Annotated in this window: 17 protein-coding genes; 5 read left to right on the top strand and 12 right to left on the bottom strand. The window is 63.7% G+C overall.

The annotated features are described in order from the left end of the window. Nucleotides 1–11 precede the first annotated feature (11 nt). From FS665_RS16295 to FS665_RS16255, 9 genes are all read right to left on the bottom strand, one after another. Nucleotides 12–1,172 carry a D-alanyl-D-alanine carboxypeptidase family protein gene (locus tag FS665_RS16295; protein ID WP_145190501.1) on the bottom strand — a complete coding sequence of 387 codons (1,161 nt, stop codon included), beginning with the start codon at nt 1,170–1,172 and terminating at the stop codon, nt 12–14. Between the two features lie 256 nt (nt 1,173–1,428). Next, nucleotides 1,429–2,433 carry a septal ring lytic transglycosylase RlpA family protein gene (locus FS665_RS16290; RefSeq protein ID WP_145190498.1) on the bottom strand — a complete coding sequence of 335 codons (1,005 nt, stop codon included), beginning with the start codon at nt 2,431–2,433 and terminating at the stop codon, nt 1,429–1,431. Then, nucleotides 2,433–3,443: a lytic murein transglycosylase B gene (mltB, locus tag FS665_RS16285; protein WP_145190495.1), complete on the bottom strand. Its 1,011-nt coding sequence runs from the start codon at nt 3,441–3,443 to the stop codon at nt 2,433–2,435. The genes FS665_RS16290 and mltB overlap by 1 nt, the downstream gene beginning before the upstream one ends. Before the next feature lie 17 nt (nt 3,444–3,460). After that, on the bottom strand, nt 3,461–4,564 hold the full coding sequence (gene rodA / locus FS665_RS16280) for a rod shape-determining protein RodA (RefSeq protein WP_178108360.1): 1,104 nt from the start codon (nt 4,562–4,564) through the stop codon (nt 3,461–3,463). A gap of 38 nt (nt 4,565–4,602) precedes the next feature. After that, nucleotides 4,603–6,492 carry a penicillin-binding protein 2 gene (gene mrdA, locus FS665_RS16275; protein ID WP_145190489.1) on the bottom strand — a complete coding sequence of 630 codons (1,890 nt, stop codon included), beginning with the start codon at nt 6,490–6,492 and terminating at the stop codon, nt 4,603–4,605. A gap of 16 nt (nt 6,493–6,508) precedes the next feature. Next, the gene (gene rlmH / locus FS665_RS16270) at nt 6,509–6,976 is read right to left on the bottom strand and encodes a 23S rRNA (pseudouridine(1915)-N(3))-methyltransferase RlmH (RefSeq protein WP_008090421.1); all 468 of its coding nucleotides are present in this window, start codon (nt 6,974–6,976) and stop codon (nt 6,509–6,511) included. Nucleotides 6,977–6,985: 9 nt separating this feature from the next. Further along, nucleotides 6,986–7,408, bottom strand: coding sequence for a ribosome silencing factor (rsfS, locus tag FS665_RS16265; RefSeq protein WP_145190486.1), 423 nt, complete (start codon nt 7,406–7,408; stop codon nt 6,986–6,988). A 45-nt stretch (nt 7,409–7,453) separates the two neighbouring features. Then, the gene (nadD, locus tag FS665_RS16260) at nt 7,454–8,113 is read right to left on the bottom strand and encodes a nicotinate-nucleotide adenylyltransferase (RefSeq protein WP_145190483.1); all 660 of its coding nucleotides are present in this window, start codon (nt 8,111–8,113) and stop codon (nt 7,454–7,456) included. A gap of 1 nt (nt 8,114) precedes the next feature. Then, entirely contained in the window at nt 8,115–9,386 is a 1,272-nt protein-coding gene (locus FS665_RS16255; protein ID WP_145190480.1) for a glutamate-5-semialdehyde dehydrogenase, read from the bottom strand. A 206-nt stretch (nt 9,387–9,592) separates the two neighbouring features. Between FS665_RS16255 and FS665_RS16250 the strand changes: the two genes are divergently transcribed. Continuing rightward, the gene (locus FS665_RS16250) at nt 9,593–10,285 is read left to right on the top strand and encodes a DNA-3-methyladenine glycosylase (protein WP_145190477.1); all 693 of its coding nucleotides are present in this window, start codon (nt 9,593–9,595) and stop codon (nt 10,283–10,285) included. Nucleotides 10,286–10,288: 3 nt separating this feature from the next. Beyond that, entirely contained in the window at nt 10,289–11,605 is a 1,317-nt protein-coding gene (locus FS665_RS16245) for a bifunctional DedA family/phosphatase PAP2 family protein (protein WP_145190474.1), read from the top strand. Between the two features lie 54 nt (nt 11,606–11,659). On the opposite strand, the gene FS665_RS16240 is transcribed toward FS665_RS16245, so the two are convergent. Genes FS665_RS16240 through FS665_RS16230 form a run of 3 tightly spaced genes read right to left on the bottom strand, consistent with a single transcriptional unit; the run spans nt 11,660 to nt 13,338 of the window. Beyond that, nucleotides 11,660–12,250: an LON peptidase substrate-binding domain-containing protein gene (locus FS665_RS16240; protein ID WP_145190471.1), complete on the bottom strand. Its 591-nt coding sequence runs from the start codon at nt 12,248–12,250 to the stop codon at nt 11,660–11,662. Nucleotides 12,251–12,259: 9 nt separating this feature from the next. Further along, a complete protein-coding gene (locus FS665_RS16235; RefSeq protein WP_145190468.1) occupies nt 12,260–12,976 on the bottom strand; it encodes an LrgB family protein in 717 nt (238 codons plus the stop codon). Continuing rightward, nucleotides 12,973–13,338 (bottom strand): CidA/LrgA family protein, encoded by a 366-nt coding sequence (locus FS665_RS16230; protein WP_145190465.1) that lies wholly within the window; start codon nt 13,336–13,338, stop codon nt 12,973–12,975. Before FS665_RS16230 ends, FS665_RS16235 begins: the two co-directional genes overlap by 4 nt. A 143-nt stretch (nt 13,339–13,481) precedes the next feature. Here FS665_RS16230 and FS665_RS16225 point away from each other — a divergent pair, with 143 nt between their 5' ends. From FS665_RS16225 to FS665_RS16215, 3 genes are all read left to right on the top strand, one after another. Beyond that, entirely contained in the window at nt 13,482–13,937 is a 456-nt protein-coding gene (locus FS665_RS16225) for a MaoC family dehydratase (RefSeq protein ID WP_145190462.1), read from the top strand. 128 nt (nt 13,938–14,065) lie between these two features. Further along, nucleotides 14,066–15,799, top strand: coding sequence for a C13 family peptidase (locus FS665_RS16220; RefSeq protein ID WP_145190459.1), 1,734 nt, complete (start codon nt 14,066–14,068; stop codon nt 15,797–15,799). Between the two features lie 27 nt (nt 15,800–15,826). Next, nucleotides 15,827–16,471, top strand: coding sequence for an oxidoreductase (locus FS665_RS16215; protein WP_145190456.1), 645 nt, complete (start codon nt 15,827–15,829; stop codon nt 16,469–16,471). The last annotated feature ends 20 nt before the right edge of the window (nt 16,472–16,491 follow it).

Here is a 16,491-nt window from a genome sequence, read left to right as displayed (position 1 = left end):
CAGGTCACGTATCAGTTGAACAATCCGTAGAAGAATAGACGGATGCTATCCCACATACGGCGGAAGAAACCACCTTCCTCGACGCCATCGAGGGCGATCAGGTCGGCGCTGTGAACCACGTTCTCGTCCAGTTTGACTTCCACTTTACCGATAACGTCACCTTTGGCGATGGGCGCGGTGAGTTGCGGGTTCAGGGTCATCGAGGCCTGCAGGCGCTTGAGCTGGCCTTTGGGCATGGTCATGGTCAGGTCGTTGGCCAGGCCGGCCTTGACTTGGCTGGTAGCACCTTTCCAGACCGGGGCTTGGGCGAGCTCGGTGCCCTTCTGGTAGAAGGTCTGGGTTTCGAAGAAGCGGAAACCGTAGGTCAGCAGCTTCTGCGTTTCGGCGGCACGCGATTGCTCGCTGTTGGTCCCGAACACCACGGCGATCAAGCGCTGGCCGTCCCGTACGGCCGAGGCCACCATGCAGTAGCCGGCTTCTTCGGTGTGGCCGGTTTTCAGACCGTCGACGGTCTTGTCGCGCCACAGCAGCAGGTTGCGGTTAGGCTGCTTGATGTTGTTCCAGAAGAACTCTTTCTGCGAGTAGATCGCATAGTGAGCCGGGTCGATGTCGATGATCGCACGGGCCAGCAAGGCCATGTCATGGGCCGACGAGTAGTGCTCGGGGTTCGGCAGACCGGTCGGGTTCATGAAGTGGCTGTTGGACATGCCCAGGTCGGCAGCGGTCTTGTTCATCATGTCGGCGAAGGCATCTTCGCTGCCGGCGATGTGTTCGGCCAAGGCTACCGAGGCGTCGTTGCCGGACTGGATGATGATGCCGTGCAGCAGGTCGCTGACAGTTACCTGGCTGCCAACCTTGATGAACATGCGCGAACCGCCGGTACGCCAGGCATTTTCGCTGACGGTGACCGGGTCGTTCTCGCCGATCTGGCCACGACGGATGTCGACGGTGGCGATGTAGGCGGTCATCAGCTTGGTCAGGCTGGCGGGTGGCAGACGCTCGTCACCGTTGTTCTCGACCAGCACGTTGCCGCTGGACGCGTCCATGAGTACGTAGGACTTGGCGGCCAGCTGCGGAGGGGCAGGCATCATCTGCTCGGCTGCGAAGGCAGCAGGTGTGAGCATCAGCAGTACGGGCAGGCAAAGTCGTTTGGCAAGGTTGGTGATGTTCATCCGTCTCTCGAAAATCGCTAATGGTCTGATGTTCCCTGGGCCACGTCGTGTACCCAGCGCCAGTCAGTCTAGTTTTTACGGCCATCGGCCTGGCCCAAAATGTGCGACGAGATGCCGCTGCGGGCAAAAGCCGACATTGTACATGGCTCAGTTGCAAAGGCGAGCGCAGCGGAAAGCTTCAAGCTGCAAGACAAGAGCCGATCGCGTCCGGGCTTTGCCTTGTAGCTTGCGCTAGGCAGCTTGCTGCTGCATCGCCTTAGTCCGCTGTGACCAGCTTGGCCTGGCCAAGGTTCGCCATGCGGATGCTGTTTTGTGCTTGCTGGATTTCGCCCTGGCTGGTGAACGGGCCCAGGCGCACGCGGTGCAGGGTTTGCTGGTTGCGCACGATCGAACTGATGAACACCGGCGCGCTGACCATGGTGCTCAGTTTCGAGCGCAGCAACTCGGCAGCATCGGGGTTGGCGAAGGCGCCGACTTGCAGCACGTTGCCACCATTGCCGGCTGGTACGCTGTTGCCGCCGACCTGCACCGGCACCACCGGCGCCGCATGCTGCTGCGGCGGCGGGGTCCACTGCTCGACCCGGCCGGTGCTGGCCGGGATTGGCTGGGTCTGCGCCACTTGCGGCTCCTTGAGCACCAGCGGTGGCTGCTGGCCCTTCTGCGCCCACCACTGCTGCGGGTCGATCCCTTCGACGCGCACGTGGGCAGTGCCGCTCTCGGCATAACCAAGCTTCTTCGCCGCCGCGTAGGACAAGTCGATGATCCGGTCCGAATAGAACGGGCCACGGTCGTTGACCCGCAGGATCACGCTGCGGCCGTTACCCAGGTTGGTCACCTTCACATAGGCCGGCAGCGGCAAGGTCTTGTGCGCCGCACTCATGCCGTAGAGGTCGTAGAGCTCGCCGTTGGCAGTGTTCTGGCCATGGAACTTGGTGCCGTACCAGGATGCCGTGCCCTCGGCGCGGTAGTTGCGCGAGTCCTGCATCGGGTAGTAGGTCTTGCCCAGCACGGTGTAGGGGTTGGCCTTGTAGTTGCCGGTGTGCACGGTCGGGGTGGCATCGGGGATCTTGTTGACATCGACGTCCCACCACGGCGCGCCGTCCTTGTGCGCCCGGTTGATGTCCAGGCCAGGTTGCGCGCGGACCACGTTGGTGCTTTTGCTCGGCGCGCTCGGCCGGCTGGAAGAACAGCTGACCAGCAGCGCGCCAACGGCCATGCAGCCGAGCAGCTTGAGGGTGTTGCCAGAGAAGATTGCGCGCATTAGTTGACGCCCCGTGCTTGGACCAGCTGTTCAGCGAGCTGATGCACCGCCATGGCATACATCACGCTGCGATTGTAACGCGTGATCGCATAGAAATTTTTCAGACCCATCCAGTATTCGGGGCCGTTGTCGCCTTCCAGGCGGAAGGCCGTGACCGGCAGATCATCGGGCAACGCATCATGGCTCGACCAGCCCAGCGCCCGCAACTGGCCGAAGGTTTTCGCAGGCTCGATACCTGTGGTCAGGCCCTGATCGGCCTGAGCGCCATTGACCTGGGCGCGACTGACCACGCCTTCGCCTGCCACCCAGCCATGGCGCTTGAAATAGCTGGCCACGCTGCCGATGGCATCGTCAGGGTTGTTCCAGATGTTGATGTGACCGTCGCCGTCGAAGTCCACCGCGTAGTTGCGAAAGCTGCTCGGCATGAACTGCGGCAGGCCCATGGCGCCGGCGTAGGAGCCCTTCAGCGTCAATGGGTCGAGCTGCTCGTCGCGGGCCAGCAGCAGGTACTCGCGCAGTTCCTTGCGGAAGAAGTCGGCGCGCGGCGGGTAGTCGAAGCCCAAGGTCGTCAGGGCATCGATGACGCGGTAGTTGCCGGTATTGCGACCGAAGAACGTTTCCACACCGATGATCGCCACGACGTACTGCGCCGGCACGCCGTATTCCTGCTCGGCCCGCGCCAGTACCGCCTCGTGCTGACGCCAGAAGTCCACGCCACGGGCGATGCGCGCGTCGGTGATGAATATCGGCCGGTAGTCTTTCCACGGTTTGACCCGCTCGGCCGGCCGGGAGATGGCGTCGAGGATCGACTGCTTGCGCTGTACTTCGCTGAACACGGCTGTCAGCTGCTCGGGAGCGAAGCCATAGTCGCGGCTCATCTGGCCCACGAACTCGGCAACCTGTGGCGAGCCATCGTAGTCGCCTGCCTGAGCCAGCTGTACAGCGCCGAACAGGCCTGCCGCACCGAGCCACGGTGCACATCGGAAAGCCCAGCTACGCACTGCTTGCATGAAATTCTTCACCTTATTCAAACCTGAGCGATCCACTTGCGGTGCGTGTGGATCGACATCAAAACGCCAAACGCTGACAGCAGCGTCACCAACGAAGTTCCGCCATAGCTGATGAAGGGCAGCGGCACACCCACCACGGGGAGCAGCCCGCTGACCATCCCGATATTGACGAACACGTATACAAAGAAGGTCATGGTCAGGCTGCCTGCCAGTAGCTTGCCGAACAGGGTCTGGGCCTGGGCAGTGATCATCAGCCCACGGCCGATCAGCAGCAGATAGACGATCAGCAGCAGGCAGATACCGACCAGGCCGAACTCCTCGCCGAGCACCGCGATGATGAAGTCAGTGTGGCTTTCGGGGAGGAAATCCAGGTGCGACTGGGTGCCCAGCAACCAGCCTTTGCCGAACACCCCGCCCGAGCCGATCGCCGCCTTGGACTGGATGATGTTCCAGCCGGTGCCCAGGGGGTCGCTTTCCGGGTCGAGGAAGGTCAGCACGCGCTGTTTCTGGTAGTCGTGCATGACGAAGAACCACATCGCCACCGCCACCGGCACCGTGGCGGTGATCACACTGAGGATCCAGCGCCAGCGCAGGCCGCCCATGAACAGCACGAACGCCCCGGAGGCCAGGATCAGCAGCGCCGTGCCAAGGTCAGGCTGTCGCACGATCAGAATGAACGGCACGCCGATCAGCACCAGGCTGATCGCCACGTGCTTGAGGTGCGGCGGCAAGGTGCGCTTGGACAGGTACCAGGCGATGGTCGCCGGCATGATGATCTTGAGAAACTCCGAGGGCTGGAAGCGAATCACCCCGGGGATGTTGATCCAGCGCGTAGCGCCCATGGCGTTGTGGCCCATGACGTCCACCACCACCAGCAGGAACACCCCGACCAGATAGGCCAGCGGCACCCAGCGCGCCATGAAGCGCGGCTCCAACTGGGCGATGATGACCATCGACACCAGCCCGATGCCGAATGAGGTGGCCTGCTTGAGCAGCAGGTCCCAGTTCTTGCCGCTGGCCGAATAGAGCACGAACAGGCTGCCGGCGGCCAGGGTCAGGAGGATGATCAGCAAGGGGCCGTCGATGTGGATGCGCTGCAGAAAGCTGGCGCGGCGCCGCATCACGTCCTCGCTGGAGAGCATGCGATCGAAATTGTTCTTCACGGGGCCGTTTCCTGGGCAACGGTGGCAGGCGCGTATTCAGTCTTGAGCCGGCCGTTCTCGTCGAGCAGCCAGGCATCCATGATCTGGCGCACCACGGGGGCAGCGACGCCGGAGCCAGACTCACCGTTCTCGACCATCACCGAGACCACGATCCGAGGATCGTCGGCCGGGGCGAAGGCGACGAACAGCGCGTGGTCGCGGTGGCGCTCCTGGAGTTTGTTGCGGTCGTATTTCTCGCCCTGCTTGATGGCTACCACCTGGGCGGTACCACTCTTGCCGGCGATGCGATACTGGGCGCCGGCAGCGGCCTTGCGGGCGGTGCCGCGGGCGTTGTGCATCACCTGCTCCATGCCATGGGTCACCTTGGCCCAATCGGACTTGTCACGCAGCACGATGTTGTCCATCGGGTTAGGGTCCACGGGTGGCTGGCCTTCGATGGTCTTGGCCAGGTGCGGGCGGTTCCACACACCTTTGTTGGCGATCAGCGCGGTGGCCTGGGCCAGCTGCAGCGGGGTCGCCTGCATGTAACCCTGGCCGATACCGAGAATCAGCGTTTCGCCCGGGAACCAGGCCTGGCGGCGGGTGGCGCGTTTCCATTCGCGCGACGGCATCAAGCCTGAAGATTCCTCGAACATGTCCAGGGCGACCTTCTGGCCGATACCGAACTTGTTCATGTAGGTGGACAGGCGATCGATGCCCATCTTGTGCGCAAGGTCGTAGAAGTAGGTGTCGTTGGAACGCATGATCGCCGTGTCCAGGTCGACCCAGCCGTCGCCGGTGCGGTTCCAGTTGCGGTACTTGTGGTCGTAGTTGGGCAGCTGGTAATAGCCAGGGTCGAACACCCGACTGCTGGCGTTGACCACGCCGCTGTCGAGGCCGGCGATGGCGACCGCTGGCTTGATCGTCGAGCCTGGCGGGTAGAGGCCGCGTAACACCCGGTTGAACAGTGGTCGGTCGATCGAATCGCGCAGCTCGGCGTACGCCTTGAAGCTGATGCCGGTGACGAACAGGTTGGGGTCGAAGCTGGGCTGGCTGACCATCGCCAGCACTTCGCCAGTGCGCGGATCGAGCGCCACCACGGCGCCACGGCGGCCGCCTAGCGCGGCCTCGGCAGCTTCCTGCAGCTTGATGTCCAGGCTCAGGACGATGTCCTTGCCAGGTACTGGATCGGTCCGCTTGAGTACGCGCAGCACACGGCCGCGGGCGTTGGTTTCGACCTCTTCATAGCCGACCTGGCCGTGCAGCTCAGGCTCGTAGAAGCGCTCGATGCCGGTCTTGCCGATATGGTGGGTGCCGCTGTAGTTGACCGGATCGAGGGATTTCAGCTCTTTCTCGTTGATCCGCCCGACATAACCGACCGAATGGGCAAAATGCGCCCCTTGCGGGTAGTGCCGCACCAGCTGGGCGACCACCTCGACCCCCGGCAGGCGGAACTGGTTGACCGCTATGCGCGCGATCTGGTCCTCGTTCAGCTCGAACAGAATCGGCACCGGCTCGAACGGCCGGCGCCCCTGCTTCATGCGTTTTTCGAACAGTGCCCGATCATCTTCGGTCAGTTGCAGCACCTCGACGATGGTGTCGAGCACCTGCTCCCAGTTGCCAGCCCGCTCGCGGGTCATCGACAGGCTGAAGCTGGGCCGGTTGTCGGCGATGATCACCCCGTTGCGGTCGAAGATCAGCCCGCGGGTCGGCGGAATCGGCTGCACGTGCACCCGGTTGTTTTCCGAAAGCGTGGAGTGATAGTCGTACTGGATGATCTGCAGGTAATACAGGCGCGCGATGAGCACGCAGATGAGCAGCATGATCGCCACCGCGCCGACAACGACGCGGTTACGCACCAGGCGGGCGTCTTTCTCGTGGTCCTTGAGACGGATCGGCTGCGACATCGGACTGCTTACAGGCTCATTTGTGGTAAGGGTGCCCGGACAGCACGGTCCAGGCGCGGTAGATCTGCTCGCCGATGAGTATCCTTACCAACGGGTGCGGCAAGGTCAGCGGCGACAGCGACCAGCGTTGCTCGGCGCGCGCGCAGACCTCAGGCGCCAGCCCTTCCGGGCCGCCCACCATCAAATTCACCGTGCGTGAGTCAAGCCGCCAGCGGTCCAGCTCGGTCGCCAGCTGCTCGGTACTCCACGGCTTGCCATGGACCTCGAGGGTAACGATGCGTTCCCCAGGCTGGACCTTGCTCAGCATCGCTTCGCCCTCCTGACGGATCAGGCGGGCGACGTCGGCATTCTTGCCACGGGTGTTGAGCGGAATTTCCACCAGTTCCAGCGACAGCTCCTGGGGCAGGCGCTTGGCATATTCATGCCAGCCTTCCTCGACCCATTTGGGCATGCGCGAACCGACCGCGATCAGGCGAAGACGCACGACGCTTCCTTATTCCCGATCTTTGAGCTTGTCGGTGAAGTAGTCGCTGGCGTTTTCCGGGCTGTGGTGCTTGGCATCGGCAGCGCGGCTCTGCTCGGCACCCATCCACAGGCGCTCCAGGTCGTAGAACTGACGGGCTGCGGCGGTCATCATGTGGACGATGACGTCGTTCAGGTCCAGCAGCACCCAGTCACTGTCGCCCTTGCCTTCTTCGCCCAGGGGCTGTGCGCCCTGCTTCTTGACCGCTTCACGGACCTTTTCCAGCATCGCGTTGATCTGGCGGTTGGAGGTACCGGTGGCGATGATCATGTAGTCGGTCAGGCTGTGCTTCTCGCGCACGTCGATGACCTGGATGTCCTGGGCCTTGACGTCTTCCAGGGCGCTGATGGTCAGCTTGACCAGTTCTTCGCCATTGATTTTCTGCTTGCTCATATAAAACTCTTCGACTCTTTTGAATGAGGCGCCCTGGGGGCACCGTCAGTTGGGGGCACGATACAGTTCGTGCGCCTCGATGTAGGCCAGTACGGCGTCCGGCACCAGGAACCTCACCGACTTGCCGCTGGCCAGCAGCTGTCGGATCTGAGTAGCCGACACCGCGAGCGGTGTCTGCCAGACGAACGAAATATTCCCCGCCGGGCCGGACATGGCGGTGGGATCGCTCTGCGAACGCGCAGCCAGCAGGTTGCGCAGTTCGTCGGGTGGTTCGACGTCGGCATCCGGGCGTTGCAGCACCAGGATGTGACAGTGTTGCAGCAGTTCTTCCCAGCGGTGCCAGGTGGGCAGGCCGCAGAAAGCGTCCCAGCCCAGTACCAGGAACAACTGGTCGTCGACGCCCAGCTCGGCGCGAACCGACTCCAGGGTGTCGATGGTGTACGACGGTTTGTCACGTTCCAGCTCGCGGGCGTCGACGCTGAGGCCAGCGACGCCCTGCACCGCTTCACGGACCATGGCCAGGCGATTGTGCGCGGTCACTTGCGGCGTATCGCGGTGCGGCGGGCGGGCGTTGGGCAACAGGCGCAGCTCATCGAGCGCCATGAATTCGGCGACTTCCAGCGCACTGCGCAGGTGACCGATATGCACGGGGTCGAAGGTGCCGCCAAGAATGCCGACGCGCCGCACTGCCTGGGCCTTGCTCAACTCAGCAGGACTCCTGGCCGCGCAGTTGACCGTCGCCGATCACCACGTATTTTTCGCAGGTCAGGCCTTCGAGGCCGACCGGGCCGCGGGCATGCAGCTTGTCGGTGGAAATGCCGATTTCCGCCCCCAGGCCATACTCGAAGCCATCGGCGAAGCAGGTCGGGGTGTTGAGCATGACCGATGCCGAATCGACCTCGGCCATGAACTGCCGAGCCTGGCCCTGGTGTTCGCTGATGATCGAATCGGTATGGTGCGAGCCGTAATGATTGATGTGCTCGATGGCCTGCTCCAGGCCATCGACGACGCGAATCGACAGGATCGCATCGAGGTACTCGGTGTGCCAGTCGTCCTCGCTGGCCGGCTTGGCATCGATCAGTGCCTGGGTACGCTCGCAGCCACGCAGTTCGACACCTTTGTCATGGAAGCGGCGTGCCATTTCCGGCAGGAAGGCTTCGGCCACCTGGTGGTCGACCAGCAGGGTTTCCATGGCGCCACAGATGCCGTAGCGGTAGGTCTTGGCGTTGAACGCCACGTTCCAGGCCTTGTCGAGGTCGGCGTGCTGGCTGACGTAGACGTGGCAGATGCCGTCCAGGTGCTTGATTACCGGGACGCGGGCATCGCGGCTGATGCGCTCGATCAGGCCACGGCCACCGCGCGGGACGATGACGTCGACGAACTCGGGCATGCTGATCAGCGCGCCCACCGCTTCACGGTCGGTGGTTTCCACTACCTGGACCACCGCTGCCGGCAGACCGGCTACCGCCAGGCCACGCTGAATGCACGTGGCAATGGCGCGGTTGGAATGAATGGCCTCGGAGCCGCCCCGCAAAATGGTGGCATTGCCCGACTTCAAGCACAAGCTCGCGGCATCGATGGTCACGTTCGGGCGTGATTCGTAGATGATCCCGATCACGCCCAGCGGCACGCGCATCTTGCCCACCTGGATACCCGAGGGCCGATAGCTCATGTCGCGGATCGCACCAACCGGATCCGGCAGGCTGGCCACCTGGCGCAGGCCGGTGATCATGCCGTCGATGCGCGCCGGCGTCAGCGCCAGGCGGTCGAGCAACGCAGCTTCGAGGCCGTTGGCGCGGCCGGCGGCCAGGTCCCGCTCATTGGCTGCGGCGAGCTCGCCACGGGCAGCATCCAGCGCATCGGCGGCAGCCTGCAGGGCGCGGTTCTTCTGCGCAGTGCTGGCACGGGCGATGACGCGGGAGGCCTGGCGGGCGGCGCGACCCAGGCGGGTCATGTAGTCAAGAACGGACTCAGTCATCGGTACGGTGTCTTGGCAAAGGGGAAATCGGCTGATTATAACTGGCGCGCAGGTATACGCCCAGCGGCGGCTGGCGGATGGTAGAAAATGCCTGGGGCTAATCCATAGGAAAGATGTAACGACACTTAACGAACTGTCCCTCTTCAGCCTCGATTAAGCGATTCGTTGCTATCATCCCTCGCCTTCACTGTGACGAAGCGTATCGCATGCCAGCCTTTGCCCCGTGCCCTCATCGCGCCTTGCCCGACAGCTTCTTCGACCAGGACGCCCAGACCTTGGCCAGGCGCCTGCTCGGCAAGGTCATCCGCCACCGCCAGGGGGACCTGTGGCTGGCCGCGCGCATCATCGAAACCGAGGCCTATTACCTCACCGACAAAGGTAGCCATGCATCGCTGGGCTACACCGAGAAGCGCAAGGCGTTGTTCCTCGACGGTGGGCATATCTACATGTACTACGCTCGTGGCGGTGACTCGCTGAATTTCAGCGCTCAAGGGCCGGGCAATGCGGTGCTGATCAAATCGGCCTATCCCTGGGTCGATGGCGTTTCCGATGCCAACAGCCTGGCGCAGATGCAGCTGAACAACCCGGATGCCAGCGGCAACCTGCGCCCGGCCGAACGCCTGTGCGCCGGGCAGACGCTGCTGTGCAAGGCGCTGGGCCTGAAGGTGCCACATTGGGACGCGCAACGCTTCGACCCCGAACGCCTGTACGTCGAAGACTGCGGCATCGCTGTGCCGCGAGTGATCCAGACCACCCGCCTGGGTATTCCCCATGGCCGCGACGAACACCTGCCGTACCGTTTCGTCGATGCCGAATACGCCCGTTTCTGCACCCGGAACCCGCTGCGCCGGGGCCAAGTCGAAGGGCAGGACTTTTTCATCCTCGAACAAGGAATCTGAAACATGGGCCAATGGCTCGACAGCCTGACCGGCTGGCTCAGTGCCAACCCCGAGTGGCTTGGGGTGGCGATTTTCATGGTGGCGTGCGTCGAGTGCCTGGCCATCGCCGGCATCATCGTGCCGGGTACGGTGTTGCTCTTCGCCGTCGCGGTGCTGGCCGGCAGCGGCACCTTCAGCCTGGGTGAAACGCTGCTGCTGGGGTTTCTTGGCGGGCTGCTGGGCGATGCCCTGTCCTACACCATCGGCAAGCGCTTCCACCAAGGCATCCGGCGCCTGCCGCTACTGCGCGATCACCCGGAGTGGATCGGCCGCGCCGAAATGTACTTCAAGCGCTATGGCATCGCCAGCCTGCTGGTCGGCCGCTTCATCGGCCCCTTGCGGCCCATGCTGCCGATGGTCGCCGGCATGTTCGACATGCCGCTGCCGCGCTTCATCGCCGTCAGCCTGCTGGCCGCTGCCGGCTGGTCGGTCGCCTATCTGCTGCCGGGCTGGGCCACTGGCGCGGCCATGCGCCTGCCGCTACCGGAAGGTTTCTGGCTGGATGCGGGAATCATCGCCGGCACCTTGGCGGTCCTGATCGGGCTGAGCCTGAGCAGCAGCATTCGTGACCGACGCCATGGTACGCGGCTGATCGCGGGGCTGTGTTTCATCGCCTTGGCCGGGGTGTTTCTGGGCTGGCCGTACCTGCACGAGTTCGACCAGGGGGTGATGACCCTGGTGCAGGAGCACCGCAGCCAGGCCATCGATGGCGCCGTGGTGGTGGTGACCCGGCTGGGCGATTTCAAGACGCAATTCTTCCTCGGCGGCCTGCTCACCGGCCTGCTGTTGCTGGTGCGGCAATGGCGTCACGCCCTTTATGCCGGCAGCGCACTGATCGGTACCGCCCTGGCCAATGGCACACTGAAATGGCTGTTCGCCCGTGCCCGGCCCGAAGTGCTGACCGATCCGCTGACCAGCTACAGCATGCCCAGCGGCCATAGCTCGGCGTCGTTCGCCTTCTTTCTGACCTTGGCCATCCTGGCCGGCCGTGGTCAGCCGCCGCGCATGCGCCTGACCTGGGTGATGCTGGGCTGCATTCCAGCGCTGGCGATTGCCTTGTCACGGGTATATCTCGGCGCCCACTGGCCGACCGACATCATGGCCGGCGCCCTGCTCGCCTGCTGCATCAGCGCCCTGAGCCTGACCCTGGTGCAATACCGCCAGCCGCTCACCGCCATGCCGCAGCGGGTCTGGTGGTTGATCCTGCCGGCCTGTATCGCGATGCTGGCGTTCTTCGCCCTGTACGCACTGCCGCAGGCAGTGCTGCGCTACCAGTATTGAACACCGGCCGGGCGGCCTGCGATGCGCGGGCCGCCTGGCAGTGAACGCAGGCGCTCAGGCGAACAGCTCGCCCTGAATGCGCTCGAGCAGGCGCTGGATTTCTTCAAGGCGCTCGGCGGGCGATGCGATGGCCAGCAGGTCGAGCTTGTCCTCTTCCACGAACGGCAACAGATAGGCCAGCTGGTTGGCCAGCGCCTGGCGCCCATCGACGTCACGCGGCATGTCCAGCGCTTCGACCATGGGGTGCTCGCCCAGCGCCACCAACAACGCCAGCAGGTCATCGTCCTGCTCGGTCAGCGGGCTGTCCGGTTGCTCTGCCAGCCAATGCACCTCACCGACCAGCAGCTGATCCTTCTGTACCTCGGTCGCATTCAGCTCGAAGCGGCGCACGCCTTCGACGCGAATGCCCAGCAAGCCGTTCTCCTGCTGGACGAAGTCGCGGATCAGCGCTTCGCAACCGATCGAGGCGACCACCGGCGGTGCGTTGCCGACCTGTTCACCCTCGACGATGCACACCACGCCAAAGCCTGCGCCCTGCTTCATGCAGCGACCGATCATGTCCAGATAGCGCGCCTCGAATATCTGCAGGTCCAGCAAACACCCGGGGAACAACACGGTATTGAGGGGAAACAGCGGTAGCGTCATCACAACTCCTCAGGCCACCAGGCTGACCGCCAGCGGCAGGAACACTGCCGTGGCCACACCCATCAGGCTCATCGCCAACGCGGCAAAGGCGCCGCATTCGTCACTTTCCTGCAAGGCCACCGAGGTGCCCACGGCATGCGCCGTGATACCCAGCGACATGCCCCGCGCTTCCGGGCTGAGCACCCCCAGACGGCTCAGCAGCGCCGGCCCGAAGATCGCGCCGATCACCCCGGTGATCAACACGAACACCGCCGCCAGTGCGGCCACGCCACCGATTTGCTCGGCGACCAGCATGGCGATCGGCGAAGTCACCGATTTCGGCGCCATGGTCATCAGGATCATGTGTTCGGCGCCGAACCACCCGCCCAGCAGCAGGCAGCACAGGGTAGCGAACAGGCCTCCGATTACCAGCGTAGTAAAAATCGGCCAGAACAGCTGACGGATGCGCCGCAGGTTCAGGTACAGCGGCACCGCCAGGGCGACCGTCGCAGGGCCGAGCAGAACGTTCATGATCTCGGTGCTCTGGCGATACTCGGCATAGCTGATACCGCAGGTGAGCAGCACGCCGATGACCAGCAGCATCGACACCAGTACCGGCTGCAGGAAAATCCAGCGGGTCCTCTCGAAGGCGCCGAGGACGATCTGATAGGCACCCAGGGTGATGCCGATGCCGAACAACGGATGGTGCACGACCGCTTCGATTGCGCCCTGCCAGTCGAAGATCATGGCTGTTCCTCATGCTTGCGATGCTGGCGATCGATGAGCTTCTGCATCAACACGCCAACGAAAACCAGCGTCAGCAGGCAAGAAATGACCAGGGCGCCGGCGATGGCCCAGAAATCGGCGGCAATGTCCTTGGCGTACACCATGACCCCGACCGCCGGTGGCACCAGCAACAATGGCAGATAGCGCAGCAGGCTGCCTGCAGCCTCGTTCAGCGGCTTGCCCACCTCGCCGCGGGCCATCAGGAAACACAGCAGCAACAACAGGCCGATGATCGGCCCAGGCAGAATGGGTGCGCACAAATGATTGAGCGCCGTGCCGAGCAGCTGGAACAGCACCAGCCAAGTCAAACCACGCAACAGCATAACGATCTCCTTCAGGCATGCTGGCCATTATAAGCATGCCCCGGCTATTCCCCGGTATTCGCCAAATTGCGGGTCGCTTGACTGGACCGTTTGACCGTGCTGATCTTGTACGTCCGTACCAGATGACAACTCGGAGAGTCGCGATGCCCCAAGTACCGGTGAATGAGCTTGCGCAGTACGTTGGCAAGGAGCTGGGACGCTCCGACTGGCTGCAGATCGACCAGCAGCGCATCAACCTGTTTGCCGAGGCGACCGGCGACTTCCAATTCATCCACGTCGATCCGGAAAAAGCCGCCAAAACGCCGTTCGGCAGCACCATCGCCCACGGTTTCCTGACCCTGTCGCTGATCCCGCTGCTGATGGAAGACATCCTGGTGTTGCCACAGGGGCTGAAGATGGTCGTCAACTATGGCCTGGACAGTGTGCGGTTCATCCAACCAGTCAAGGTCGACAGCAAGGTGCGGTTGAAAGTGGAGCTGGGCCAGGTGACGGAAAAGAAACCGGGCCAATGGTTGCTCAAGGCCACGGCAACCCTGGAAATCGAAGGCGAAGACAAGCCGGCCTACATCGCCGAGCCGCTGTCGCTGTGCTTCGTCTGAGTGATTCTGGCTGCGGGGCGCGCCGCCGTGCCCCGCCAATCGCGCGGCCATCGATTCGCGCACCGCTCTAGATACCTGCGCCCCGTATTCTGCGGCATACTCGGCAGATCTATTGCCCGGATCCTGCCATGCGTGCACTGCTTCCCCTCGCCCTGACCTTGCTGCTCGCTGCCTGTGGCGATGGCGAGTCGCTGTTGCCTCCCGATGCCCGGCTGCCAGATGGCGGGCGCTACCACGGTGAGGTCGTCAACGGCCTGCTGCAGGGCGAGGGTCGCATCGATTACCCCAACGGCAGCTGGTATGCAGGCTCGTTCAAGGATGGCCAGTGGCATGGCCAGGGCGAATGGCATGGCAGCAATGGCGAGGTCTATCGCGGCCAGTTCGACCATGGGCTGTTCCACGGCCTGGGCGATCTGACGACACCGGGCAGCCACTATGCCGGCACCTTCAGCCATGGCCGGCGCGACGGCGAAGGCACTCTCAAGCAAGCCGACCAGAGCTATCGCGGGCAGTTCAAGGACGATCAATACCATGGCGCAGGCCAGCTGGAGCTGGCCGACGGCAGCCGCTATCAAGGCTTGTTCGCCCATGGCAAGCCCAACGGCGCCGGGGTGCGCAGCGATGCCAGCGGCAATCAGTTCAGCGGCCGTTTCGTCGATGGCCAGTTGCAAGGCAGCGGCACCTACGACAGCGCCGAGGGCGAACAGTACATCGGTGAGTTCAAGGACAACCGCCTCGAAGGCCGTGGCCGTTACGAGAATACCGATGGCGATGTGTGGATCGGCGAGTTCAAGGACGGCGCCTTGACCGGCCAGGGCGAACTGCTCGGCAGCGACGGCAGCCATTACAAGGGCAGCTTCGTCGACTGGCGCCTGTCTGGCCAGGGCAGCCTGCAGCTGCCCGACGGCAGCCGCTACGTTGGCGGCTTCGACAATGATGCCTACCAGGGCCACGGCACGCTGACCCTGGCCAATGGCAAGGCCGAAAGCGGCAGCTGGGTCAATGGCGTGCGCGTGCGCGATGGCCAGGGCAAGCTGCTGCCAGACCCGCTGGACCTGGCGCTGCTCAACCAGGGCCAGCTGCTGGGCGAGGCGCTCGCCCAGGTGCCGCGCTCGGATGCCTCGATCCAGCTGTACAGCCTGGTACTGGCTGGCGACGGCCAGCAAAGCGTGTTCCTGCGTGAAGCCGATTACGTCACCAATATGCTCAGGGTGCGCTTCGGCGCACACGGCCAGGTCACCCTGGTCAATCACCGCGACCAGATGGCGACCCGTCCCATGGCCACCCGCGAGAGCCTGAGCCGCGCCGCTCGGACCCTGGCCGAACGCAGCGGCCCCGAAGACCTGGTGTTCATCTACCTGACCAGCCACGGCAGCCAGGACCATCAGCTGGTGCTCGATCAGCCGCGCCTGCAACTGGCAGACCTGTCGGCCGACGCCCTGGCCAGCGCCCTCGCCCCGCTGAAGAACCGCGACAAGGTCATCGTCATCTCCGCGTGCTACTCCGGCGGCTACATCGCGCCACTCAAGGACGAGCACACCTTGATCATGACCGCCGCGCGTGCCGATCGGGTGTCGTTCGGCTGTTCGGAAGAAGCCGACTTCACTTATTTCGGCGATGCCCTGTTCGCCCAGGCGCTGAACCAGACGGATGATTTGAAACAAGCGTTTGAACTGGCGCGTGACAGTGTTGCCGAACGTGAACGAAGGGAGGGCTTCGAAGCCTCCGAGCCGCAAATGTGGGCCCCGCCTGCAGTACTGGCACACTGGCAGCAACTGCGCCAGCACCAGGCCGAAGAAGCCCTGCGTAACGCGGCTCAAGCCAAGCGCCAAGTGCGAGCGAAAATGCCGGCCAGCCGCTAAGCTTGACTGTAACAAGGGAGAGACATCATGTACTTGACGCCTCAGCATGTACTGCTTGCCGGAGCCACTGGGTTGACGGGTGAACACCTGCTCGACCGCCTGCTCAACGAACCGACCATCAGCCGCGTGCTGGCGCCCACGCGCCGGCCGCTGGCCGAGCATCCGCACCTGGAAAACCCGGTCGGTGACCCGGCCGTGTTTCTCCCGCAGCTGGCCGGGCGCGTCGATATCGCCTACTGCTGCCTGGGCACCACGCTCAAGCAGGCAGGCTCCGAACAAGCGTTCCGCGCCGTCGATCTGGACATGGTCGTGGCGTTCAGCAAACGCGCGCGGGAAATGGGCGCCCGCCACCTGCTGGTGGTCAGTGCCATCGGCGCCGACCCCAAGTCGTCGATTTTCTACAACCGGGTCAAGGGCGAGATGGAAGAAGCGCTCAAGGCCCAGGACTGGCCCCAACTGACCATCGTGCGGCCCTCGCTGCTGCTGGGTGATCGCATCGAACCGCGCCTGGGCGAGAAACTGGCGTCGCCGTTTTCCAAGCTGATGCCGGGCAAATACCGTGGCATCGAGGTGTGCACCCTGGCGCGGGCACTGTGGCGCCTGGCCCTGGAGGAAGAAGACGGCGTGCGTATCGTCGAGTCGGATGAACTACGCAGGCTCGGCAAGCAATAGATAGCGCGACCTGCTGCAGA

Source organism: Pseudomonas sp. URMO17WK12:I11, assembly GCF_007677725.1.
Lineage (GTDB): Bacteria > Pseudomonadota > Gammaproteobacteria > Pseudomonadales > Pseudomonadaceae > Aquipseudomonas.
This window is presented reverse-complemented; position numbering and strand designations above follow the sequence as displayed.

Bases quoted from the DNA above. Each gene is read 5' to 3' on its own strand.
- FS665_RS16295 (WP_145190501.1), bottom strand. From the start codon at position 1,172: ATGAACATCACCAACCTTGCCAAACGACTTTGCCTGCCCGTACTGCTG.
- FS665_RS16290 (WP_145190498.1), bottom strand. From the start codon at position 2,433: ATGCGCGCAATCTTCTCTGGCAACACCCTCAAGCTGCTCGGCTGCATG.
- mltB (WP_145190495.1), bottom strand. From the start codon at position 3,443: ATGCAAGCAGTGCGTAGCTGGGCTTTCCGATGTGCACCGTGGCTCGGT.
- rodA (WP_178108360.1), bottom strand. From the start codon at position 4,564: ATGCGGCGCCGCGCCAGCTTTCTGCAGCGCATCCACATCGACGGCCCC.
- mrdA (WP_145190489.1), bottom strand. From the start codon at position 6,492: ATGTCGCAGCCGATCCGTCTCAAGGACCACGAGAAAGACGCCCGCCTG.
- rsfS (WP_145190486.1), bottom strand. From the start codon at position 7,408: ATGAGCAAGCAGAAAATCAATGGCGAAGAACTGGTCAAGCTGACCATC.
- FS665_RS16255 (WP_145190480.1), bottom strand. From the start codon at position 9,386: ATGACTGAGTCCGTTCTTGACTACATGACCCGCCTGGGTCGCGCCGCC.
- FS665_RS16250 (WP_145190477.1), top strand. From the start codon at position 9,593: ATGCCAGCCTTTGCCCCGTGCCCTCATCGCGCCTTGCCCGACAGCTTC.
- FS665_RS16245 (WP_145190474.1), top strand. From the start codon at position 10,289: ATGGGCCAATGGCTCGACAGCCTGACCGGCTGGCTCAGTGCCAACCCC.
- FS665_RS16240 (WP_145190471.1), bottom strand. From the start codon at position 12,250: ATGACGCTACCGCTGTTTCCCCTCAATACCGTGTTGTTCCCCGGGTGT.
- FS665_RS16235 (WP_145190468.1), bottom strand. From the start codon at position 12,976: ATGATCTTCGACTGGCAGGGCGCAATCGAAGCGGTCGTGCACCATCCG.
- FS665_RS16230 (WP_145190465.1), bottom strand. From the start codon at position 13,338: ATGCTGTTGCGTGGTTTGACTTGGCTGGTGCTGTTCCAGCTGCTCGGC.
- FS665_RS16225 (WP_145190462.1), top strand. From the start codon at position 13,482: ATGCCCCAAGTACCGGTGAATGAGCTTGCGCAGTACGTTGGCAAGGAG.
- FS665_RS16220 (WP_145190459.1), top strand. From the start codon at position 14,066: ATGCGTGCACTGCTTCCCCTCGCCCTGACCTTGCTGCTCGCTGCCTGT.
- FS665_RS16215 (WP_145190456.1), top strand. From the start codon at position 15,827: ATGTACTTGACGCCTCAGCATGTACTGCTTGCCGGAGCCACTGGGTTG.